Source organism: uncultured Campylobacter sp., assembly GCF_938045205.1.
In the GTDB taxonomy this organism is placed as follows: Bacteria; Campylobacterota; Campylobacteria; order Campylobacterales; family Campylobacteraceae; genus Campylobacter_B.
In genome coordinates, this window is the sequence record NZ_CALIMY010000003.1 from 1 (window position 1) to 18400 (window position 18400).

Below are 18400 nucleotides of genomic sequence, written 5' to 3' on the forward strand. Positions count from 1 at the left end.
CCAATCTCTTACTTTTGATAAACAAACCTTTTACCGGATATAAAGTAAATTTTAAATTCCAAAATTTAAAACGCGCGATCTTTTTAAATTTTAAAATTTGCCGAGCGCTTAAAACATCAATTTTGCGCAAGTTGCGATCAGCGCGGTGTTTGAGCGCAAAATATAAGAGCTATTAAGCGCATAGGCGTTTTTAAATTTCTCCCTTTCGCGCGGCGAAAATCCGCCCTCCGGGCCGATGAAAGCGATCTCATCGCCGCCGAAAATATCGATGTTCTTGCCGCCAAAATCGATCAGGCTTACGTTTTTATATCTTTGCGCAAGCTCGTCCGAGCTGCTCAAAACCTCGATCTGCATGATGGAATTGCGCCCGCATTGTTGAGATGAGTTGATCAAAATCCGCTCCATCCTCTGCAGATCGAGCCGCACGTTTTTCTGCGACAGATCGGCATATACCAAAATAAGCCGCCCGATGCCCATCTCGTTTAGCGCAGGCAGGCTCTTTTCGATCACAGCGCTCTCGACGACCGCCCAAGCGACGCAAAAATCGTGGCTCGGCGTAAAAACCGAGCTTTTAAAAACTAAATTCAGAGCCGCACCTTTGCGCGAAATTTCGGCGATCTCATATAGATAACTCGCCCCGTCCTTTAGATTTCGCACGTCTATGCGCTCGCCCGCCCTTGCTCGTCTGGCCTTTAGGTGCAAAAACTGATCATTCTGCAAAACTAGGCTCTGTTCGCCTGCAAGCTTATCGTAAAAATATACCATCAAATAACACTCGCTATCAAAATTATCGCTAAGTTTAGCCCCAAAATCACCCGCATTTTGCGCTGATAGGGCGCAAAGTTTTGGCTTAGATACGCGATTTTTAGCCGCCTGTACGACGTCGCACTAAACGCGATCATCACTAGCGCTGCGGCCGCCATAAAGTAAATTTTAAAGCTCAAATCAAAGCGCAGCACCGGTAGCATCACGCTTCCGCTAATTATCAGCGCCGCGATACACGAATAATAGATCGGCAAAAACAGCCTGATGCGCCTAAGAAATCTAAGCCCAGATCTGCTTTTTTGCTTTAAATTCCCAGCTTGCGGCGCGGAGGCGGCGGAATTTAAAGCCTTGCCGCGAGGGCAAAATTCCGCCGCCGCGTCGATCTTAAGCTGGGTAAAAATCAGATAAATTATCGTTAAAATCGCCGCAGCTAGCGCAAAAAATTTATGAAAACCCAGGGCGCTTTGATACAGATAATCCATTACTTCCGCCGGAGGGTTAAATTTGCAGGATAAAATTTTGCACGGCTAGAGCCGAAACGACCGAATTTCAACGCAAATTTTTTCGGCGCGAGATAAGACAGACCTGTTCCGCGCCTTTGAAATTTTAAAAACCTTTCAAAGCGGTCGTGGATATTTATTGCGTTAAATTTTACCCCATTGCCTTCTAATCGCGATTTGGCGCAGTGTATCTCGCGCCAAGAATGAAATTTTGCGGATAGAGCTTTATGAAATTTAAAATTTCTTTGCGCAGATCGCACGGGCAAAAAAGACGCTAAAATCGCGCTTACGCGCCGCATACGAATAACGCAAATTTTAAAAATTTTCAAATTTAGGCGCAGATTTTTCAACGCTCCACCTTATTCCGTCACCGGAAGCGGCGGCATATCGGCGTTTATATCGACTTTGGGCTCGCTAGGCGCGATAGGTACGTCCTTTGGCACCTCGCTATCTACCGGCGGCTTTTGCAGGGCGTCCTTTTTCTCATCGTCGCAACCGCCCAAAGCAAGCGCGCAGACAAAGATCGCCCACGCGGCAAAAACGCGCACAAAACCCGCGCCAAATTTAAAGAAATTTCTCATCAGCAGTCCTTTGGATAGATGATTTTTTCGCCGCGTAGCAGCTTTTGCCAAAGCTCAGGTTGCCTCCACTCCTCGCGCACGGCGGGCGAGAATTCTATCTCATCCAGCGCGATCTCGCCCATCTGCGCGTTGTAGGCGTCCTCGCGGAAGCACTGCGCGTAGCCGGTGGCCGTTTCGTGCACGATGACGCTGTGAAGCTTTACTTCGCGCTCACCGTTTTGCATCTGAGTCAGGCTCAAAAGTCGGTCGATTAGAACGAAAAAAATTCTACAAAACTGCTCCGCGCTCGGATTTAGCGGTATCTGTACCCAGCGCGCGCTGTGTTTTTTAAGATCCGCGATGTAGCTGGCATCATCGCGCGCGTAGATCGTCGTAGCGTGGTCGAAACTATCGATAAGCTCGCGAATACCGAGCTTCATATAACCAAAGTCGTAAACCATACCCGCTTCATCCAAAAAATTTGAGCTAAGCAAAATTTCGCATCTATAGGAGTGGCCGTGGATGCTCGTGCGACATCGCTTCGAGCCGCACAGGCGCACGATGTGAGCGTTTTCGAATTCGTATAATTTCCTGATTATCATACCCCGTCCTTCTCGCCCCAAATTCTAATGTGCAGGCGATCGGAGTAATTATAGCCGTTTTTTAGGCAAAAATCCACGCAAAATTGCGCGGCGCTTTCCAGCTCGCGACGATCTGCGCCACGCGGCATACAATAAACTTCGCTCTCGCACGCCGCTAAAATTTCGCTGATCTCGGGCTGCACGTCAAACTCGGGCGAGATGACGAACTTGTAAAAGCTATCTTTTGCGTTTTGTTTTAAGCTTCGCAGCGCGGCGAAGTTTAACCTGCGTTCGCGCGGCTCGGCGGAGTTTGAAAGCTTGGGAGAGACCGCAAAGACGCAGCTTTTGTAGGCGGGAAATTTTTCAAAATCCACGAAAATCGTGCCGTTGGTTTCGAAGTGCGCTTCGTATCCGCGCGCTAGTAGCTCGCAGACGAACTCGTAAAATAGCACCTCTTTGTGATGCAACATCGGCTCGCCGCCGGTGATAACGACGATCGGCTTTTGATAAAGCTTAGCGCTCTGCGGCGAGGCGGAGCTTTGCGGATTTAAATTTAAAGAATTCTGCGCTGCGAAATTTAAAGAATTCTCGCTCGTTAAATTTAAAGAATTTTTTGCGTTACCGTTTGAGCGGGGAGGCGTTTGTACGGCGGCGGAATTTAACGTATCGCTTTCGGAAAAAGGCTCGGCGCCGCAAAAACCCGGCGCAGGGCACGCAGGTGCGAAACGGGACGAATCTGATAAATTTGGAATTTTATTCAAAAGCTGCGATAAATTTAAAATTTCTTCGTGCTCGAAGTGGCTCGTAAAAACCGCGCGGATCGTATCGCAACCGTGCAAGATCTCGCCGGTCTTTGGCGAAATGCGCTCGCCGCCGAAGCCCTCGCAGCGCAGGTTGCAGCCCGCAAAGCGAAAGAAAAACGCGAGCCTGCCTACGTATTTGCCCTCGCCCTGAATACTTAAAAAGCTCTCAACAAGCCTCATCCGCCCGTCTCGTAAAATGCACGGCTTGAAATTTCATTCGAAGCGTCCGTTTGCCAGCGATTTTTTTCGGGCTTATTCGCTAAAATTTTAGCCAAAATTTCGGCGGCTGCGGCAATGTCGCCCTCTTTAACCGCCTTTTTGATACTTAGCGCGTCCTCGAAGTAAAGACACGGGATCAAAAGCCCCTCGGCGCTTAGCCTGATGCGGTTGCAGCTCTCGCAAAAATCGTGCTTGTGCGGATCGATTATGCCGAAGGTGTAGCCGTCCCCGAGCGCGTAAAGCGACGCGGGCGAGCTTTGCGATTTCGGCAGAGCGGTAAAGATAAATTTACGCCTTAAAATATCTAAAATTTCGTTTGATTTTAAGCCTGTAAGATCGCCGGCATGGGTGTTTTCCATAAATTCTATGAAGCGAATCTGACAATCCTTCTCGCGGGCAAATTCCAGCAAATAGATCAGCTCGTCGTCGTTGATGCCTTTTAGCGCGACAGTGTTTAGCTTGACTTTTAATCCCGCTTCAAGCGCAGCGTCAAGGCCCTCTAAGACGTTATAAAGCACGCCTCGCTGAGCTATAAATTTAGCCCGCTCCGGACGCAGCGAGTCAAGCGACATATTGATGCGCTTTAGCCCGGCGTCTTTCAGGGCGCGTGCGTAGTTTTTGAGATAATATCCGTTGGTAGTAAGCGCAAGATCGATACCCGGAGCGTAATCCGCGATCATCTTTATAAAATCCTCGATCCCCTTTCGCACCAGCGGTTCGCCGCCGGTGATACGGATCTTTTTTACGCCGCCGTCGATCGCAACTTTGACGAATAAAAACATCTCCTCAAAGCTTAAAATATTCTCTCGCGGCACCCAATTAAACGGCGTGCTCGGCATGCAATATCTGCATCTGAAATTACACCGCTGCGTAACCGAAATGCGCAAATAATCGATCGTTCGTCCAAATTTATCAATTAGCATATTTTGCCTTAATATCAATTTGCGGCGATTATATAAAAAACAAAGCGATTTTGCAAAATTTTATTTTTATATTGCTCCGGCTATTTTCTTACCGAGCCGATGAGCTCTTTAAGCTGATCCAGAAGCGGTCTGATCTGCTTTTCTACCCGCTCGTCGATCATCGTAGGCACTACATCTAGTCTCTGCTCTATCGTCTCGTCGATCACGTCTGCAATCGCGTTTATATCGATATTAGGAGCGACTTTGCCGCCCGAATCGATCATCTCTTTTAGCTCCTCGACCTTCTTTTTAAGCAGATAATTTTCCTGCATAGCGTCGGTCAATACCTGATCGAAGCGCTCGAATTTTTTATCCGCTTGCTTATCCTTAAAATATATGACGAAAAACATCAAAAATATAACGACGCAGAGTCCTAAAATGATGATAGTGTTAAGATCCATAGGGGTTCCTTAAAATAAATTTACAAAAACAAAAGCGAAAAACGCAATGCCCAAGTAGCCATTCAGCGTAAAAAACGCGCGATCAATCTTGCTAAAATCTTTCTGCACGATCCTATGCTCGAAGTACAGGATCGTCGCGCACGCAGCCACGCCCAGATAGGCAAAAAAGCCTAAATTTGCCGCCGCGCAAAACAGCAGCCAAAAAAGCACCGCCACGGCATGAAAAATTTTAGAGATAAACATCGAGGCTTCCTTGCCGTAAAGCGCAGGAATGCTGTAAAGCCCAGCCGTGCGGTCAAATTCCATATCTTGAAGCGAATACAGCACGTCAAAGCCGCCTACCCAAAATACTACTCCAAAGCATAGTAGCACCGACCATAGCGGAATTCCGCCGCTAACGGCGATCGCTCCCGCAATCGGCGCAAGCCCTAGGCAAAAACCGAGCATTAAATGCGCGGTCTCGCTAAAGCGTTTAAAATATGAATACCCGCCCAATGCCGCTAAAATCGGCACCGAAAGCTTAAGCGCCAAAGAATTTATAAGCGCCGAAACCGCTATGAAAACTACCGCGTTTGCGATAATGAAAAGCAGCAAATTCCCGCGTCCGATCCGTCCATCCACGCTGGGGCGCGAAGCACAACGCGGATTGGCGCGGTCGATATCCTCGTCCAGGTAGCGATTTAGCGCCATCGCAAAGCTTCTCGCGCTCACCGCGCATAAAATCCCTAAAAAAAGCAGCTTCCAACCGAACCATACCGAGCCGCTTTGCAGCTTGCTTGCAGTAACCATCGCCGTAAAGATAAACGGCAGCGCGAAAACCGAGTGTTTAAAAACTATTAATTCGTTGATATCGGATAAAATTTCTTTAAATTTAGCCATTTCGCCCCTTATTTTGGGCACCATTGTATCAAAAAAAAGTAAGAATAGCTCTAAATTTGATATAATTTGAACGAAAAATTTACGAAAGGAAACGCCTTGAGCCAAAATCAAAACTCGCACGCAAGCCCGCAGATCGCGATCATCGGCACCACCGCAAGCGGCAAAAGCGATCTTGCACTAAGTATCGCGCGAGAAACCGGCGCCGTGATTTTGAGCCTTGATTCGCTTTGCATTTACCGGCAGATCGATATCGCAAGCGCCAAGCCAAGCGAGGAGGAGCTGCGCGAGATCAGGCACTTCGGCGTAAATTTAATCTATCCAAACGAGTACTTCAGCGTCGGAGAGTTTATCAAAGAATACGCCGCCGCGCGGGCTTTTGCAGAGCGTAGCGGTGCGCCTTTGATAATCACTGGGGGCAGCGGATTTTATCTAAAAGCGATGCTAAGCGGTCTGGCGCCGAAGGTTCCCGATTTTAAAAGTGAAATTTCAAACGATGAAATTTACGCTCTAGCGCGGCGGATCGATCCGGAATTTGCCGCAAAGCTTAGCGCGGCGGACAGTTTTCGTTTACAAAAATGGCTAAGCATCTATAAATTTTGCGGCGAGGCGCCAAGTAAATTTCTGCGCGAAAACACCGCCCCGCCCGTCATTTCGGATATTAAAATTTTTGAGATCGACGCGCCCAAGCAGTGGCTTGCAGGGCGTATCGAGGCGCGCACGAAAGCGATGTTTGAGCGCGGGCTTTTGGAGGAAGCGGAGTTTTTATTCGTCCGCTACGGCGCGGAATGTAGGGCGCTAGGCTGCATCGGGCTAAAGGAGTGCGGGCAGCTTTTGCGCGGGCAGATCTCGCGGGCGCAGTGCGAGCAGCTCGTAAGCCTGCACACGGTACAGCTCGCAAAGCGCCAACGCACCTTCAACCGCTCGCAGTTCGCGGATAAAATTTCAGCGCCGCCGCAAGAGCTGGAGCATGAAATTTTAAAATTTTTCCGCCGCGAGATTTAAAATCGAAATTTATCAAAATTTGTGTGTTTGCTAGGAAACAATGGGGCAAGGAAGTGGAAATTTTAGATTTAAATTTACCGCGCCGAATCGCGTCTTTAAAATTTTGCGGGGCGCGCCGAGACCTTGCGCGACGCGGAATTTCGATTAAATTTAACCGCCTTCGCAAATATCAAAGCTAAATTTATCGTTGTCAAGCCTACTGAAATTTTGATTTTCCGCGCTTGCATTGCGCTTGAAAATAAAGGCGTAGCCATATTTCTCGAAGTTCTGCGAGCTGTTTTTTAGCCCCAGGGCGCAAAGCTCGTAAGTGCCGCTTTGCAAGCCGAGCTTGAGCGTGGAATTAAATTTTCGTATCTTGCCCGCAGCGCCGCTTTGGCACTCATAGCCTAGCTCGAGTTTGTCGCTTTTTAGCTCATCGAAACGATACTGCAAAGCATCGAAGCTCGCTAGGATCGCGGAGTCGCTTTGCGGGGCGAAATACAGCCTATCGCGCTTGAAAGCCACTTCGTAGCCCGCAGACGGCGCAAACTCCTCGTCAATGCAAACGAAGATCTCATAGCTGCGCACCGTAAGCGGGTAGAAGGGTAAAGCTTTAGCGCCCTTTACGGCGTCATAAAACAGCTGCTTGTGCGCGTCCCAGTAGCTTAGAAGCTTTTTTGCTCTGCATTTTCGCTCCTTTAAAAACTCACTCAAATCGCGCACATCAAGCAGCGCAAAACCGTAGCCGTCAGCACTTAGCTCGCCCAAAAACATATCTCTCCTTGTTGGCAAAGCGCGATGGGTTCAATTCGCGCTTAAAATTTTAGCTCAATACCCGCTTAAAAAGACGAAATTATTTACCGCGCCGGTTAGAAATTTCACTAAAAACGGCGCCAGCACGCACGCCACGCTAGCTAGCACGACGGCAAATTTTATTTGCACCGAGACCGCGCTCAGCGAACCGTCAAGCTCCGCATCCTCCCGCGGCTCGTGCAAAAACATACGCACAATAAGGCGCAGATAGTAATACAGGGCGAGCGCGCTATTTACCGCCATGATGACGGCGAGAGCGAAGTAGCCCGAATTGACCGCCGCGCTTAGCAGATACATCTTGCCCCAAAACACGCTAAACGGCGGAATGCCCGCAAGCGAGAGCATGAAGATCGCTGCGCATAGCGCAAAGAGCGGATGGGTGCGGATCAGCCCGTCAAATTTCTCAAACGGATGCTCAAAGCGAGCCGCAAATTTAAAGCTCTGCTCGCGGGTTTCGGCTCCGCTTTTAGCTCGCGCGGTGCGGCCCATTTTAATATCTTGATTTTCGTCTTGTGCGCCGCCAAATTTAAAATTTCTTTCAAGCCCCTTAGCTTTAGAATTTCCTTCGCCTGCCTCGTCGTTAAATTTAAAATTCCCCTCGTCCGCTCCGGTGGTAAATTTAAAATTTTCTCGCTTCGCTTCGGCTTTAAAATTTAGCCCGTCGTCACGCGCGCTCGCAAACTCCGTCTTAAAATTTTGCCCGTTTGACGCGCTGTTTTCGTAGCAAAATTTCAAACCCGCCGCGCCAACTTCGGGCCCAGACTTAAAGCTGCGCGCGCGCCTTTGCCGTACACACCAGATGAAGGCAAACGCCCCGAGGTTCGCCACGGTGTATAGGATCCAGTAGGTGAAAAGCGCCGCGTTTGCCTGCGTCGAGCCGATCACGATCGCGCAGAGTACGAAGCCCGCGTGCGAAACGGAGCTGAAAGCGAGCATCCGCTTGACGTCGCGCTGCACGAGCGCCATAAGGTTCGCTAAGCTCATCGTAAGCACCGCAACGGCGTAGAGTACGATGTTTAGCCACTGCACGCCGATGCTTCCCAGAGCTTCAAACAGCCTGATCGCCACGACAAAGCCCGCGATCTTGGGCACGACGGACAAAAAGCCTGCCATAGCCGAGCTCGCACCCTCGTAAACGTCGGGCGTCCAGGTGTGAAACGGGATCAGCGAGAGCTTAAATCCTATCGAGACGATCATAAATGAGCAGGCGGCGAAAAGCAGGATGTTGGTTTGTAAATTTGAACTCTTAGCGATCTGCGCGATGTTTGAAATTTCCATAGAGCCGGTCGATAGAAAAAACATCGCCGCGCCGAATGCGAAAAACCCCGATCCCAGCGCGCCCATTATGAAGTATTTTAGCGCCGCTTCGACCGATCTGGCGCGGTTGTGAAGCGCGATTAACGTATAAAGCGCCAGCGAGCCCGTCTCAAGCCCAACGAGGATCATCATTAAATTTTCGCTCGCGACCATAAACTCATAGCCCACGAGCACGAATAAAAACAGCACGAAAAATTCTGCAGTATGGTACTCGTGCGCGCTTCTTGCGCCCAAAGACAGAAAGATGAAAAATATCGAACCTGCGAGCATAATAAGCATCGATAGCGTCGCGATTCCGTCCACTAGCATCACGTCAAAAAGCCCGCGTATGCCGCTGTTGTAACCAAAAACGAGCCCGAAGCCGAGAGCTAGCGCCAGTATCGTGATGACGGCGTAAAATTTATACGATAGCGTGCGCGCAAAAAGCGAAACCGCGAGCATCAGCAGGGCAAATCCTCCGAGTATCGCCATAGGCGCGATCGAGGCTAAATTTAAAAGATTATTTTGCATCGCTTCTTACCTTAAAATTTGCTTTTTCCATATAGGCGCGGGTCGCGGTTTGAGAGGCTTTGTTAAACATCAGCTCAAGGCTTTGCGTCACGCTAGGCTCGATACTCTTTAGCATCAGATTCGGCGCTACGCCAAGTACCACTGCCAGCACGCAGATCGGGATGATAGAGCAAAGCTCGGTTCTATTTAGATCGCTTAGCTTTTTATTCTCTTCATGCACGAGAGCGCCGAAGAAGGTCTTTTTATAAAGATTCATCGAATAGATCGCGCCCATTATGATGCCGAGTCCGCCCAAGAGCGCGTAGCTAAAGCTGATCTTAAAAATCCCCGCGAGGCTTAGAAATTCTCCCACGAAACCGATCGTAAGCGGAAGGCCTATCGAGCCTAGCAGCACGACGCAAAAACAAAACGCATAAAGCGGCATCACCCGCGCAAGCCCGCCGAACTCGCTGAAAAGCTTCGTGTGCCTGCGGTCGTATAAAAAGCCTACGAGCATAAAAAGCCCTCCGCTTACGATACCGTGGCTTATCATCAAAAATACCGCGCCGCTCATTCCTTCGCGGCTCATTGAAAAAATTCCAAGCATTATTACGCCCATATGCGCGATCGAGCTATACGCGATAACCTGTTTGATATCCTTCTGCGCAAAGGCGATGAAGCTTGCATAGATGATCATAACGATCGCTACGGCGCACATCATCCCGCTAAAATGTACGCTCGCGTCGGGAAATAGCGGCAGCGAAAATCGCACGAAGCCGTAGGTGCCCATCTTAAGAAGCACGGCGGCAAGCAGCACCGAGCCTATCGTAGGGGCCTGCCCGTGCGCGTACGGAAGCCAGGTATGAAAAGGAAAGCAAGGCGTCTTGATCGCAAAAGCGACCGAAAATGCCAAAAATAGAGGAATTTGCGTGCTAAGCGGCAGCGATAGGCTCTGCCAGTCTAGGATATTAAAGCTATACTCGCCCGTAGCCTCGTGATAGAAATAGCTCATCGCTACGAGTCCAACGAGTAGAAACATCGAACCTAAAAAGGTGTAGATGAAAAATTTTACCGCGGCGTAAATTCTCTTGCCGCTGCCCCACGCGCCGATGATATAGAGCATCGGAATGAGCGAAAGCTCCCAAAAGATGTAAAACAAAATCGCATCCAGCGCCACGAAAACGCCCACCATCGTCATCTCTAAAAATAGAATGCAGATGATTAAATTTTTGGCGCGCTCTTTGATACTTAGGCTAAGTAGCGCCAAAAAGGTAACCAGCGTGCTTAGGATCACTAAAAACAGCGAAATTCCATCCACGCCGATGAAGTAGTTGATGCCGTATTCGCTTATGAAAGGATGCAGCACGCTAAAAGCGATGCCTTCCACCGGCTCGTAAAGTATCCACAAAACGAGCGAAAGCACGAACTCTATGAAGCTCATCGTAACGGCGTAGGTCTTGATGCTCGCTTCGTCGATCAAAAAGCCCAAAACCGCAGCTACCGCCGGAAAAAATATAACCAAACTTAAAAAGTATTCCATGCTCACCTCACAGCGCAAACGCCAAAATCAGCAAAATGAAAGATCCCAAAACCATCCACCTTAAATTTGCGCTCAAATCTCCGCTATTGCTTGCGCGATCCGCTCCTTCGCCGCCTTTTACCGCGATGCGAGCGATCAGATCGACGCTGGCGTCTATGATTGCGCCGTCGCATTTAGCGCAGATCTCGCTAAGCTTAGCGTATCCGCGCACGATCACGCGCTCGTAAATTTGCGGGATAAAATACTGCGCGATCAAAATTTTATAAAATTTGCAGTTCTTTAAATTTTGGCTAAATTTGCCCTTGCCGTATGTCCAAATCGTGCCGATCGCCACCGCGCTTATCATCGCTAGCGTTAGGGCGATCAAAATTACCTCCACGCCGTGCGGGATCGAAGCTTTAAAGCCCGGCAGTATGCTAAGCACGAACTCAGCAAAATCGTGCTCGAAAAAGCCCGCGATTACCGCAGGCACGGCTAATACGCCCATCGCAATGAGGGCAAAGCCTTTCGCCTCGTGCGGATGGTGGGTAAATTTTTGCTTGCCGAAAAACACGAGCATTATCAGACGCACGCTGTAAAATGTCGTCATCGCGGCGCCCGCAAACAGCAGCGCCCAGATGAAATACGCGTCCGCGCTCCACGCCGCTTCCAAAATTTTATCTTTTGAAAAAAAGCCCGCGAACGGATAAAATCCGCAAAGCGCAAGCGAGCCTATGCACATTAAAATCGCCGTAGCTCGCATAAACTTATATAATCCGCCCATATTTTGGATATTTAGATCGTCTTTCATCGCGTGCATTACGTTGCCCGCGCCCAAAAATAGAAGTGCCTTGAAAAACGCATGCGTCGCCAGATGAAATAGCGCGATCCAATACGCCCCGAGCCCCACGGCTACGAACATATAGCCAAGCTGCGAAAGCGTGGAGTAGGCGATGATCTTTTTAAGGTCGTTATGAACCAGCGCCATCGACGCCGCAAAGACCGCCACGAAAGCGCCCAAGCAGACGATAAAGCCGCTTACTTCGGGCGCGAGCGCGAAAATTGGGTTTGCGCGGATCACCAGATAAACGCCCGCCGTAACCATCGTCGCTGCGTGAATAAGCGCGGACACGGGCGTCGGGCCCGCCATCGCGTCGGCTAGCCAGGTATGGAATGGAAACTGCGCGCTTTTGCCCATCGCGCCGATAAATAAAAGTGCGGCGATCAGGGTTAAAATTTCAGGCTCCAAGCTCGCTGCGTTCGCAAACACCACCTCGTAGCGCAACGAGCCGAAATTTAAATATATTAGAAAAATTCCAAGCAACATTCCAAGGTCTGCGATGCGGTTCATTATGAAAGCTTCGTTGGCGCACCAGCTGTAATTGCTCCTATCATACCAAAAGCCTATTAGCAGCCACGAGCAGAGTCCGACCCCCTCCCAGCCGATGAAAAGTCCTAAAAAATTATCGCTCGTTACCAAAACCAGCATCGAAAATACGAAAAGCCCCAGGAAGCTGAAAAATTTAGCGAAGTTTTCGTCATCCCACATATAGTAGATCGAATACACGTGCACGACGCTGGATACGATGCCTACGACCACCATCATCACCGCACTTACGCTATCTATGAGAAAGCTAAATTTTGCGTTCAAAAATCCCGTGCTTATGAAATCGGCTAAATTTACGCTGATTAGGCGGTTGTCAGAGACGAGCTCCATCAAAGCAAGCGACGCGATAGTACTTAAAATCACCAGCGCCGAGCAGACTACGCCAATAAACATCTTATCTTTGGCGCGAATGAAAACGCCTGCGAAGATCGCCGAGGCAAGCGGTGCGAAAAGGGCGATTAAGAGCCACACAAAAACGGTATCAAGCATCCGGCCCGTCCTTAGAAGGATTTTTAAAATTTACGAAACTGTCAAGTTCGATGCTGCCCGTCTTCTTATACCACAAGATGAGTAATCCAAGCCCCACAGCCATCTCGCTCGCGGCGATCGCGACGATGAAAAGCGCAAAAATTTCGCCGTTTATGTTGTCGTAAAACTTCGCCACGGCGACAAGGGCTAAATTTGCGGCGTTTAATAAAATTTCGCTCGAAAAAAAGAGCATTATCAAATTTCTTCGCTTCATCATACCCGCAAGCCCGAGCCCAAACATCATCGCAGCGACGATCAGATAGTGATTTAGACCCATTTTACCCCTCGCTCTCTTCGTAGCTCAGGCTCGCGTCCATCTGCTTATGCGCAAGCACGATAGCGCAGATCATCGCCACGAGCAGCATCACGGCGGCAAGCTCGAAAATCGCCAGATATTTCGTAAAGATAATCATCCCAAGCGCCTCGGTATCGTCGGTGTTTAAAATTTTAAGCGTTTCTACGTTGTTTGTGACCACCGCGCCGAGCACGATAATCACGAGCAAAAATGCGATCACGCCGCTAAGCGCAAAAAATAGCCTTGCTCCTTTTTTTGGCTCGCTTACGCTTTTATCCGCACCCAAAAACATCAGCGCAAAGCCGTAAAGCACGATTACGGCGCCAGTGTAGACTATGATCTGCACTACGCCCAAAAACTCCGCATCCAGCAAGAAGAAAAATCCGCTCATAAAGACCATGCCGCCGGCCAGCGCGCTAAGGGCGTAAAGGACGTTTTTGCTAAAAATGCTAATGCCGAAAAGCGCCAGGCAAACCGCGCTGAAAAAATAAAATGCAAGCGTTTGTATCATTGCTCCTCCCTCTGCGCGGAGGAATCCGGCGCGGAGCTTTGCGTAGAATTCTCGGCGTCTGCAGCGGAATTCTTTTTGGAATTTGCCTTAGATTTTTTACCTCGCGTCGTAGAATTCCCCTCGTCTTGCATAGCAAAATTTTCTTTAGAACTCTCCGCAGAATCGTCCTCCGCAGCAAGACCGCCTGTGGAATTCTCGACATGCGGTGCAACCGAATTATCTTTAAAATTTTTACTTTGAGCGGCGGAATCTTCGGCGCTCTGCGGAGTGAAATTTTCTTTAGAATTCTCCGCCAAATTTTTACTATCCATAGCGGAATCTTTTGCATTTTGTGAGGCGGAATTTTCTTTGGAATTTCGCGCCGAATCAAGCGTAGAATTTTTAGCGACAGCGGAATTCTCTTTAGAATTTTCAGCGTCCGCGGCGGAGCTTTCCTTTAAGCTTGCCCGCTCGACGTCTTGCCGCTCGGCTAAAATTTCGCCGCTTAAGCCCGCGCCCTTTGAAAATAGAATTTTATCGCTAGCGGCGCCCTCTTTTTTAGAGATTTCCGCGGCGCTATTTAAATTTAAATCCGCGCTCTTTGAGCTTAGCTCATCGCTTGCGGCGTCGCTTTTTATATAAGCGTTCGGCGTCATCTTGATCCGCGCGCCCGCGTTTTCATCCAGGCTGCCATAGCCCGCAAACTCCTGCGCCGCGCCGTTTAAACATAAATTTTCACCGCGAATTAAAAGATCCTCTTTAAATCCGTAATACGCGCGCTGTTCGCTCGCAAGCTCGTACTCACAGCCGTGCACGATGGCGATCTCGGGGCAGACGTCCGCGCAAAGCCCGCAGTAGACGCAGCGCCCTAAATTTATCGAGTAGTTATCTACTTTTTTGCGGCCGTCGGCGCCAAGGCTGGTCTCCATCGCGATGCAGTTCGCCACGCAGATCTTCTCGCACAAGCCGCATCCGATGCAGCGCTCGCTGCCGCTTTCGAGCAGGCGCATTAGCTTATGCACGCCGCGGTATCTAGGCGGCATAACAAATTTTTCCATAGGATACCGAAGCGTGTGCGAGCCGCCGCGCTTAAACATATTTTTTAGAACAACCCACAGCCCCACGAAAAGCTCGCCGTTAAAGGTGCGGGCTAGGAATCTGCGAAGCTTATCGCCGCCGGATTTAATATGGGCTCGTTTATCGATCTGAGCGTATCTTGCCATCGCACCCCTCCTTAAACGATCGCTAGCGCGGTAATTAGCACGCAAGCAAGAGCTAACGGCATGCAGACTTTCCAGCAAAGCCCCATCAGCTGATCGGGGCGCAGATGCGGCCACGCCGCGCGCGCCCATAGGAAGCAGAAAAACATGAGGCTTGATTTTAATACCATCATAACGCCGCCAGGGATAAACCAAAACGCGTTGAATCCGCCCAAAAACAGCAGTGTCGTAACGACGGAGTAGGTTATGATATTAGCGTATTCGCCGATAAAAAACATACCCCAGCGCATGCCAGAATACGCCGTACCAGCGCCCGCTACGATCTCGGTTTCGTTTTCGGTAAGGCACAGAGGCGTGCGGTTGCACTCTACGAAAGCGGCGATCAGAAATAGCGCGAAGCAGACGGGCTCTTTCCAGATAAACCACTTGTCGATACCGCCGCTTTGCGCACTTACGATGTCTATAAGCGAGAGCGAGCCGGTGATCATCACGATAGGGATTAGGCTAAGCCCGTTTATCACCTCAAAGCAGGTTATCTGCAAAAACGCGCGAAACGCGCCTATCGTGCCCCATTTATTGTAGCTCGCAAGCCCTCCGATCAGCAGTCCGTAAACGCAGGTGCCGCTAGCTCCGAGCAAAAATAAAATTCCCACATTTATATCGCTTAAAATCGGCTGTATCGTCCGCCCGCCGATAGTAAACTCCGGCAGCAGCGGCACCACCGAAAGCGCCACGAAAGCTCCCGTAGCCGATATGATCGGCGCGATTTTAAAAAGAAGCTTATTTGCCCGCGCAGGGATCGCGTCCTCTTTGGTAAAAAGCTTTATCATATCCGCGCCTACCTGCAAAAGCCCCGCAGGCCCGACCATAGAGGGCCCGATCCTGCGCTGCATGAAGGCAAGTACCTTGCGCTCGGCGTAGGTCGCAAGCCCCGAGAGCAGCGCGATGACGGCTAAAATCACGAGCGCCTTTAAGACGGTAGCTACGAAATAAAATACACTATCGCTCATCTGCCCTCTCCTTTGGAATTTGAAATTTTCTCGATTTTCACGCTTGCGTAGCGTGAGGTTTTGAAAAATATCTCGCCGCGCAGCTTCTCGTCAAAATACGGCAGATACGCCCCGCTAAAGCCTGGATCGATCTTTACGCTAGCGACGATTTCGCATTTTAAATTTACGAGCTCAGTCGCACCGTTTTCGCTATTTTCATCACCGGCGCCGTCTGCTTTATGCGCGTCGCTTGCGCGATCCATTTTTTTCGCACGAGCAGCACCGCTTTTATCATTAGCGGCACTCGTTTTGCCTGCGCCGCTAGTTTTTTTATCGTTGCTCGCGCCGTCTGCTTGGTAAATTTTAACGACATCGCCCGCGCTTACGCCCAGAGCTTCGGCGATGCCAGGGCTTAGATACAGCGCGCCAGCTTCGCCCAGAGCGCTGCTTGCGCCGCTAAATTTATTGAATTGATGCAGTGGATTTGCCTCATAGATTAAAATTTCACCCTCGCCTACTCTAAGCGGCGCGGAAAGCGAAATTTCAAACTCATCCTCGCTTGCGGCGAGCTCCTCGTTTCGCAACTCATATCCGCGGTGATTTGCGCCGCCGTTGTCGTAGAAATTTTCTAAATCGTCAAATTTAATCGGCTCAAAATCCGCGCCCAAGCTAGGCGTATAGCCGATCGCGTACTCCGCGCAAACCCCAAGCGCACAGGCGATGTCGTTTAGCTCGTATCCGCCGTAATCAAGCGCCGCATTGGTGGGCACTACGCGCTTGTCGTAGTTCGTAAACGTGCCCTCCTGCTGCACCAAGCTAGGTGCGTCCAGATCGGCTTCCAGCACCCCGAAGCTTATATCGCCCGCTTCGTTGTAGCCTAGCGTCTCGCCCGCGCTCATTTGCGCGCTAAGCTCACAGATGAGCGCGACGCCCAGACTGTTCGTGCGCGGCGGCACCACTAGCACTTTTAGCGGCGTGTAGCGCTGCACCAAACCCGCTAGACGCGCGAGCGTGGCACTATTTGGCGTGCGGATAAAATCCTCGCCGATGATAAGCGAAAAATGCTCCTTTTTAGCCAAAATTTCATCTATTTTTTGCTCGTCCAGACCCAGCGCGCGGGCAAAATTTGAAATTTTACTTTCCGCAGGATTTTCGGAATTCTGTGCGGAATTTTCAGCGCCGTCCGCGCTTGCGGAATTTTCGGCACCGCTCGCACTCGCAACGTTCCCAGCGCCATTTGCCTCCGCAGAATTCTCGGGATTTTGCGAATCTGCGGGTTTCTCGTCTAAATTTTGCTTCGCCGCGGCACGCGAAATTTCAAATTCCGCCGCAAGTTTCGCATCCAGCCACTCAGGCAGATCGCGCCCGAACTTTTGCAAGATCCAAAGCAGGATCTGTGCCTCCAAGCCCGTGGCGTGCGGCTGATGGATGAAATTTTTACCAAAGCCCTTAATGCCTTCGTCGCAAAACGGATGAAAATAGATCCCGCTTGCCTTATTTAGCTTGCAGGCGCTGTTTACCGCATAGCCTAGATTTGGAGCGTCGCTGCGTAAAAATGTGCCGCAGACGACTATAAAATCGCTGTTTTTAATCGTCTGTGAATCCGCATTATAAAATTTCGCGCCGCTAAACTTAGAAAATTCGCGTAGGAATTTTTGATACGCAAGCGCTTCGTCGTTAATCAGAGCGAGCTTAAATTTTTGCCGCAAAAGCTCTAAAATCCGAGCTTCTTCGTTGGTGATGAAGCTATTAAATTTGATATTTTTGATCTCGCCGTCCTCGATACCGCGCACGATGCGATTAAAAACCGCTTCGTTTTTACTCGCCTGCTCGTTTGAAAAATCCCAGCCGAAGCGCGCTGCGGCATGCAGGACGCTAAAATTTATGTCGCTGCTAACGCGATAAATTTTTTCACGCGGCTCGCCTATGCCGCGGCGCTTGATCTCGTAATAAAGCAGTTCGCAATCGCTGCTGTGTGGGTTGGAAGCGGGGATTTGACGCAGCTCCCAGGCGTTTGAAACGTATTTAAACGCGCTCTCTACCAGAGCCCCCGTCGGACAGACCGCCGCGCTCTCGCCGTAGTTTACGCAATCATCATTTTCATTTACTCGCGCGATTAGACTTTTTTGCAGCTTGTTCCACACGGCGTAGGCGTCTTTAGGCATCGCGTCCTTTTGCTCCTTACTAAGCGCGTCTCCGCCGCGCGGGACGAGCTTAAACGCATCTACGCCCAAGCGGTCTTTTGCGGCGGTGATACAGCGCTCGCAGACGATGCAAAGGCTAGGATCGTAGCTCAAATACCCCCAATCCTGCACCTCGCGCGCCGTATCGCGGATAGCGTAGCTTTGGGTATTTGTGCGCATCAGATGGGCTAAATTTTGAAGCTCGCACTCGCCGCTTTGATCGCAAACCCCGCACGCCATCGGATGGTTGATACAATAAACCTGCGTGATCGCCTCGCGCTCGGCGTCAATCTCGGGGCTACGGCTGTAGATGACCATGCCGTCTTTGGCTTTGGCGTTGCAGCTATAGACGCGCTTGCCGTCCGCTTCGACCATACAAAGCCTGCATGCGAGCGTCGGCGTACCGCCGCTTAGATAACAAAGCGCAGGGATAAAAACGCCGCAGCGACGCGCGACCTGCAAGATATACTCGCCCTCGTCGCACTCACAAGCTTTACCGTCGATCGTGATCTTTGCCAT

At 50.1% G+C, this 18400-nt stretch carries 18 protein-coding genes and 1 pseudogene; 1 reads left to right on the plus strand and 18 read right to left on the minus strand.

Annotation, left to right across the window (positions count from 1 at the left end):
• Positions 1 to 108 precede the first annotated feature (108 nt).
• From Q0198_RS00080 to mqnP, 9 genes and pseudogenes are all read right to left on the minus strand, one after another.
• Complete coding sequence (locus Q0198_RS00080) at positions 109 to 765, minus strand: 16S rRNA (uracil(1498)-N(3))-methyltransferase (protein ID WP_297893644.1); 657 nt, start codon at positions 763 to 765, stop codon at positions 109 to 111.
• Entirely contained in the window at positions 765 to 1247 is a 483-nt protein-coding gene (locus tag Q0198_RS00085; RefSeq protein ID WP_297893573.1) for a hypothetical protein, read from the minus strand. Before Q0198_RS00085 ends, Q0198_RS00080 begins: the two co-directional genes overlap by 1 nt.
• A 377-nt stretch (positions 1248 to 1624) precedes the next feature.
• The gene (locus Q0198_RS00090) at positions 1625 to 1846 is read right to left on the minus strand and encodes a hypothetical protein (protein WP_297893575.1); all 222 of its coding nucleotides are present in this window, start codon (positions 1844 to 1846) and stop codon (positions 1625 to 1627) included.
• Complete coding sequence (locus tag Q0198_RS00095) at positions 1846 to 2427, minus strand: 6-carboxytetrahydropterin synthase (RefSeq protein WP_297893577.1); 582 nt, start codon at positions 2425 to 2427, stop codon at positions 1846 to 1848. The genes Q0198_RS00090 and Q0198_RS00095 overlap by 1 nt, the downstream gene beginning before the upstream one ends.
• The gene (locus Q0198_RS00100) at positions 2424 to 3167 is read right to left on the minus strand and encodes a hypothetical protein (RefSeq protein WP_366111727.1); all 744 of its coding nucleotides are present in this window, start codon (positions 3165 to 3167) and stop codon (positions 2424 to 2426) included. Before Q0198_RS00100 ends, Q0198_RS00095 begins: the two co-directional genes overlap by 4 nt.
• A pseudogene (locus Q0198_RS10900) lies at positions 3147 to 3389 on the minus strand (7-carboxy-7-deazaguanine synthase QueE); the annotation flags it as partial. The gene Q0198_RS00100 and the pseudogene Q0198_RS10900, both read right to left, overlap by 21 nt.
• On the minus strand, positions 3386 to 4351 hold the full coding sequence (gene moaA / locus Q0198_RS00105; protein WP_297893583.1) for a GTP 3',8-cyclase MoaA: 966 nt from the start codon (positions 4349 to 4351) through the stop codon (positions 3386 to 3388). The gene moaA and the pseudogene Q0198_RS10900, both read right to left, overlap by 4 nt.
• An 80-nt stretch (positions 4352 to 4431) precedes the next feature.
• Complete coding sequence (locus Q0198_RS00110) at positions 4432 to 4791, minus strand: hypothetical protein (RefSeq protein ID WP_005869739.1); 360 nt, start codon at positions 4789 to 4791, stop codon at positions 4432 to 4434.
• A 9-nt stretch (positions 4792 to 4800) separates the two neighbouring features.
• Complete coding sequence (gene mqnP / locus Q0198_RS00115; protein ID WP_297893586.1) at positions 4801 to 5670, minus strand: menaquinone biosynthesis prenyltransferase MqnP; 870 nt, start codon at positions 5668 to 5670, stop codon at positions 4801 to 4803.
• Between the two features lie 96 nt (positions 5671 to 5766).
• Here mqnP and miaA point away from each other — a divergent pair, with 96 nt between their 5' ends.
• Positions 5767 to 6672 (plus strand): tRNA (adenosine(37)-N6)-dimethylallyltransferase MiaA, encoded by a 906-nt coding sequence (miaA, locus tag Q0198_RS00120; protein ID WP_297893589.1) that lies wholly within the window; start codon positions 5767 to 5769, stop codon positions 6670 to 6672.
• 150 nt (positions 6673 to 6822) lie between these two features.
• Here the strand turns inward: miaA and Q0198_RS00125 are convergent, their stop codons facing one another.
• From Q0198_RS00125 to Q0198_RS00165, 9 genes are read right to left on the minus strand one after another with little or no spacing between them, the layout of a single operon-like run.
• Positions 6823 to 7425 carry a hypothetical protein gene (locus Q0198_RS00125; protein WP_297893590.1) on the minus strand — a complete coding sequence of 201 codons (603 nt, stop codon included), beginning with the start codon at positions 7423 to 7425 and terminating at the stop codon, positions 6823 to 6825.
• A 54-nt stretch (positions 7426 to 7479) separates the two neighbouring features.
• Positions 7480 to 9291, minus strand: a complete 1812-nt coding sequence (locus Q0198_RS00130; RefSeq protein ID WP_297893592.1) for an NADH-quinone oxidoreductase subunit N — start codon at positions 9289 to 9291, stop codon at positions 7480 to 7482.
• Positions 9281 to 10810, minus strand: coding sequence for an NADH-quinone oxidoreductase subunit M (locus tag Q0198_RS00135; protein ID WP_297893594.1), 1530 nt, complete (start codon positions 10808 to 10810; stop codon positions 9281 to 9283). The genes Q0198_RS00130 and Q0198_RS00135 overlap by 11 nt, the downstream gene beginning before the upstream one ends.
• 7 nt (positions 10811 to 10817) lie before the next feature.
• On the minus strand, positions 10818 to 12665 hold the full coding sequence (gene nuoL, locus Q0198_RS00140; protein ID WP_297893597.1) for an NADH-quinone oxidoreductase subunit L: 1848 nt from the start codon (positions 12663 to 12665) through the stop codon (positions 10818 to 10820).
• The gene (nuoK, locus tag Q0198_RS00145) at positions 12658 to 12981 is read right to left on the minus strand and encodes an NADH-quinone oxidoreductase subunit NuoK (protein ID WP_005869753.1); all 324 of its coding nucleotides are present in this window, start codon (positions 12979 to 12981) and stop codon (positions 12658 to 12660) included. The genes nuoL and nuoK overlap by 8 nt, the downstream gene beginning before the upstream one ends.
• A 1-nt stretch (position 12982) precedes the next feature.
• The gene (locus Q0198_RS00150; RefSeq protein WP_297893601.1) at positions 12983 to 13510 is read right to left on the minus strand and encodes an NADH-quinone oxidoreductase subunit J; all 528 of its coding nucleotides are present in this window, start codon (positions 13508 to 13510) and stop codon (positions 12983 to 12985) included.
• Positions 13507 to 14712, minus strand: coding sequence for an NADH-quinone oxidoreductase subunit NuoI (gene nuoI / locus Q0198_RS10905; RefSeq protein ID WP_366111721.1), 1206 nt, complete (start codon positions 14710 to 14712; stop codon positions 13507 to 13509). Before nuoI ends, Q0198_RS00150 begins: the two co-directional genes overlap by 4 nt.
• Positions 14713 to 14723: 11 nt before the next feature.
• Entirely contained in the window at positions 14724 to 15719 is a 996-nt protein-coding gene (gene nuoH / locus Q0198_RS00160) for an NADH-quinone oxidoreductase subunit NuoH (protein WP_297893603.1), read from the minus strand.
• Positions 15716 to 18400 carry an NADH-quinone oxidoreductase subunit G gene (locus Q0198_RS00165; protein WP_297893605.1) on the minus strand — a complete coding sequence of 895 codons (2685 nt, stop codon included), beginning with the start codon at positions 18398 to 18400 and terminating at the stop codon, positions 15716 to 15718. The genes nuoH and Q0198_RS00165 overlap by 4 nt, the downstream gene beginning before the upstream one ends.

Coding starts and splice junctions, on each gene's coding strand:
- Q0198_RS00080 (WP_297893644.1), bottom strand. CDS start 765: ATGGTATATTTTTACGATAAGCTTGCAGGCGAACAGAGCCTAGTTTTG.
- Q0198_RS00085 (WP_297893573.1), bottom strand. CDS start 1,247: ATGGATTATCTGTATCAAAGCGCCCTGGGTTTTCATAAATTTTTTGCG.
- Q0198_RS00090 (WP_297893575.1), bottom strand. CDS start 1,846: ATGAGAAATTTCTTTAAATTTGGCGCGGGTTTTGTGCGCGTTTTTGCC.
- Q0198_RS00095 (WP_297893577.1), bottom strand. CDS start 2,427: ATGATAATCAGGAAATTATACGAATTCGAAAACGCTCACATCGTGCGC.
- moaA (WP_297893583.1), bottom strand. CDS start 4,351: ATGCTAATTGATAAATTTGGACGAACGATCGATTATTTGCGCATTTCG.
- Q0198_RS00110 (WP_005869739.1), bottom strand. CDS start 4,791: ATGGATCTTAACACTATCATCATTTTAGGACTCTGCGTCGTTATATTT.
- mqnP (WP_297893586.1), bottom strand. CDS start 5,670: ATGGCTAAATTTAAAGAAATTTTATCCGATATCAACGAATTAATAGTT.
- Q0198_RS00125 (WP_297893590.1), bottom strand. CDS start 7,425: ATGTTTTTGGGCGAGCTAAGTGCTGACGGCTACGGTTTTGCGCTGCTT.
- Q0198_RS00130 (WP_297893592.1), bottom strand. CDS start 9,291: ATGCAAAATAATCTTTTAAATTTAGCCTCGATCGCGCCTATGGCGATA.
- Q0198_RS00135 (WP_297893594.1), bottom strand. CDS start 10,810: ATGGAATACTTTTTAAGTTTGGTTATATTTTTTCCGGCGGTAGCTGCG.
- nuoL (WP_297893597.1), bottom strand. CDS start 12,665: ATGCTTGATACCGTTTTTGTGTGGCTCTTAATCGCCCTTTTCGCACCG.
- nuoK (WP_005869753.1), bottom strand. CDS start 12,981: ATGGGTCTAAATCACTATCTGATCGTCGCTGCGATGATGTTTGGGCTC.
- Q0198_RS00150 (WP_297893601.1), bottom strand. CDS start 13,510: ATGATACAAACGCTTGCATTTTATTTTTTCAGCGCGGTTTGCCTGGCG.
- nuoI (WP_366111721.1), bottom strand. CDS start 14,712: ATGGCAAGATACGCTCAGATCGATAAACGAGCCCATATTAAATCCGGC.
- nuoH (WP_297893603.1), bottom strand. CDS start 15,719: ATGAGCGATAGTGTATTTTATTTCGTAGCTACCGTCTTAAAGGCGCTC.
- Q0198_RS00165 (WP_297893605.1), bottom strand. CDS start 18,400: ATGGCAAAGATCACGATCGACGGTAAAGCTTGTGAGTGCGACGAGGGC.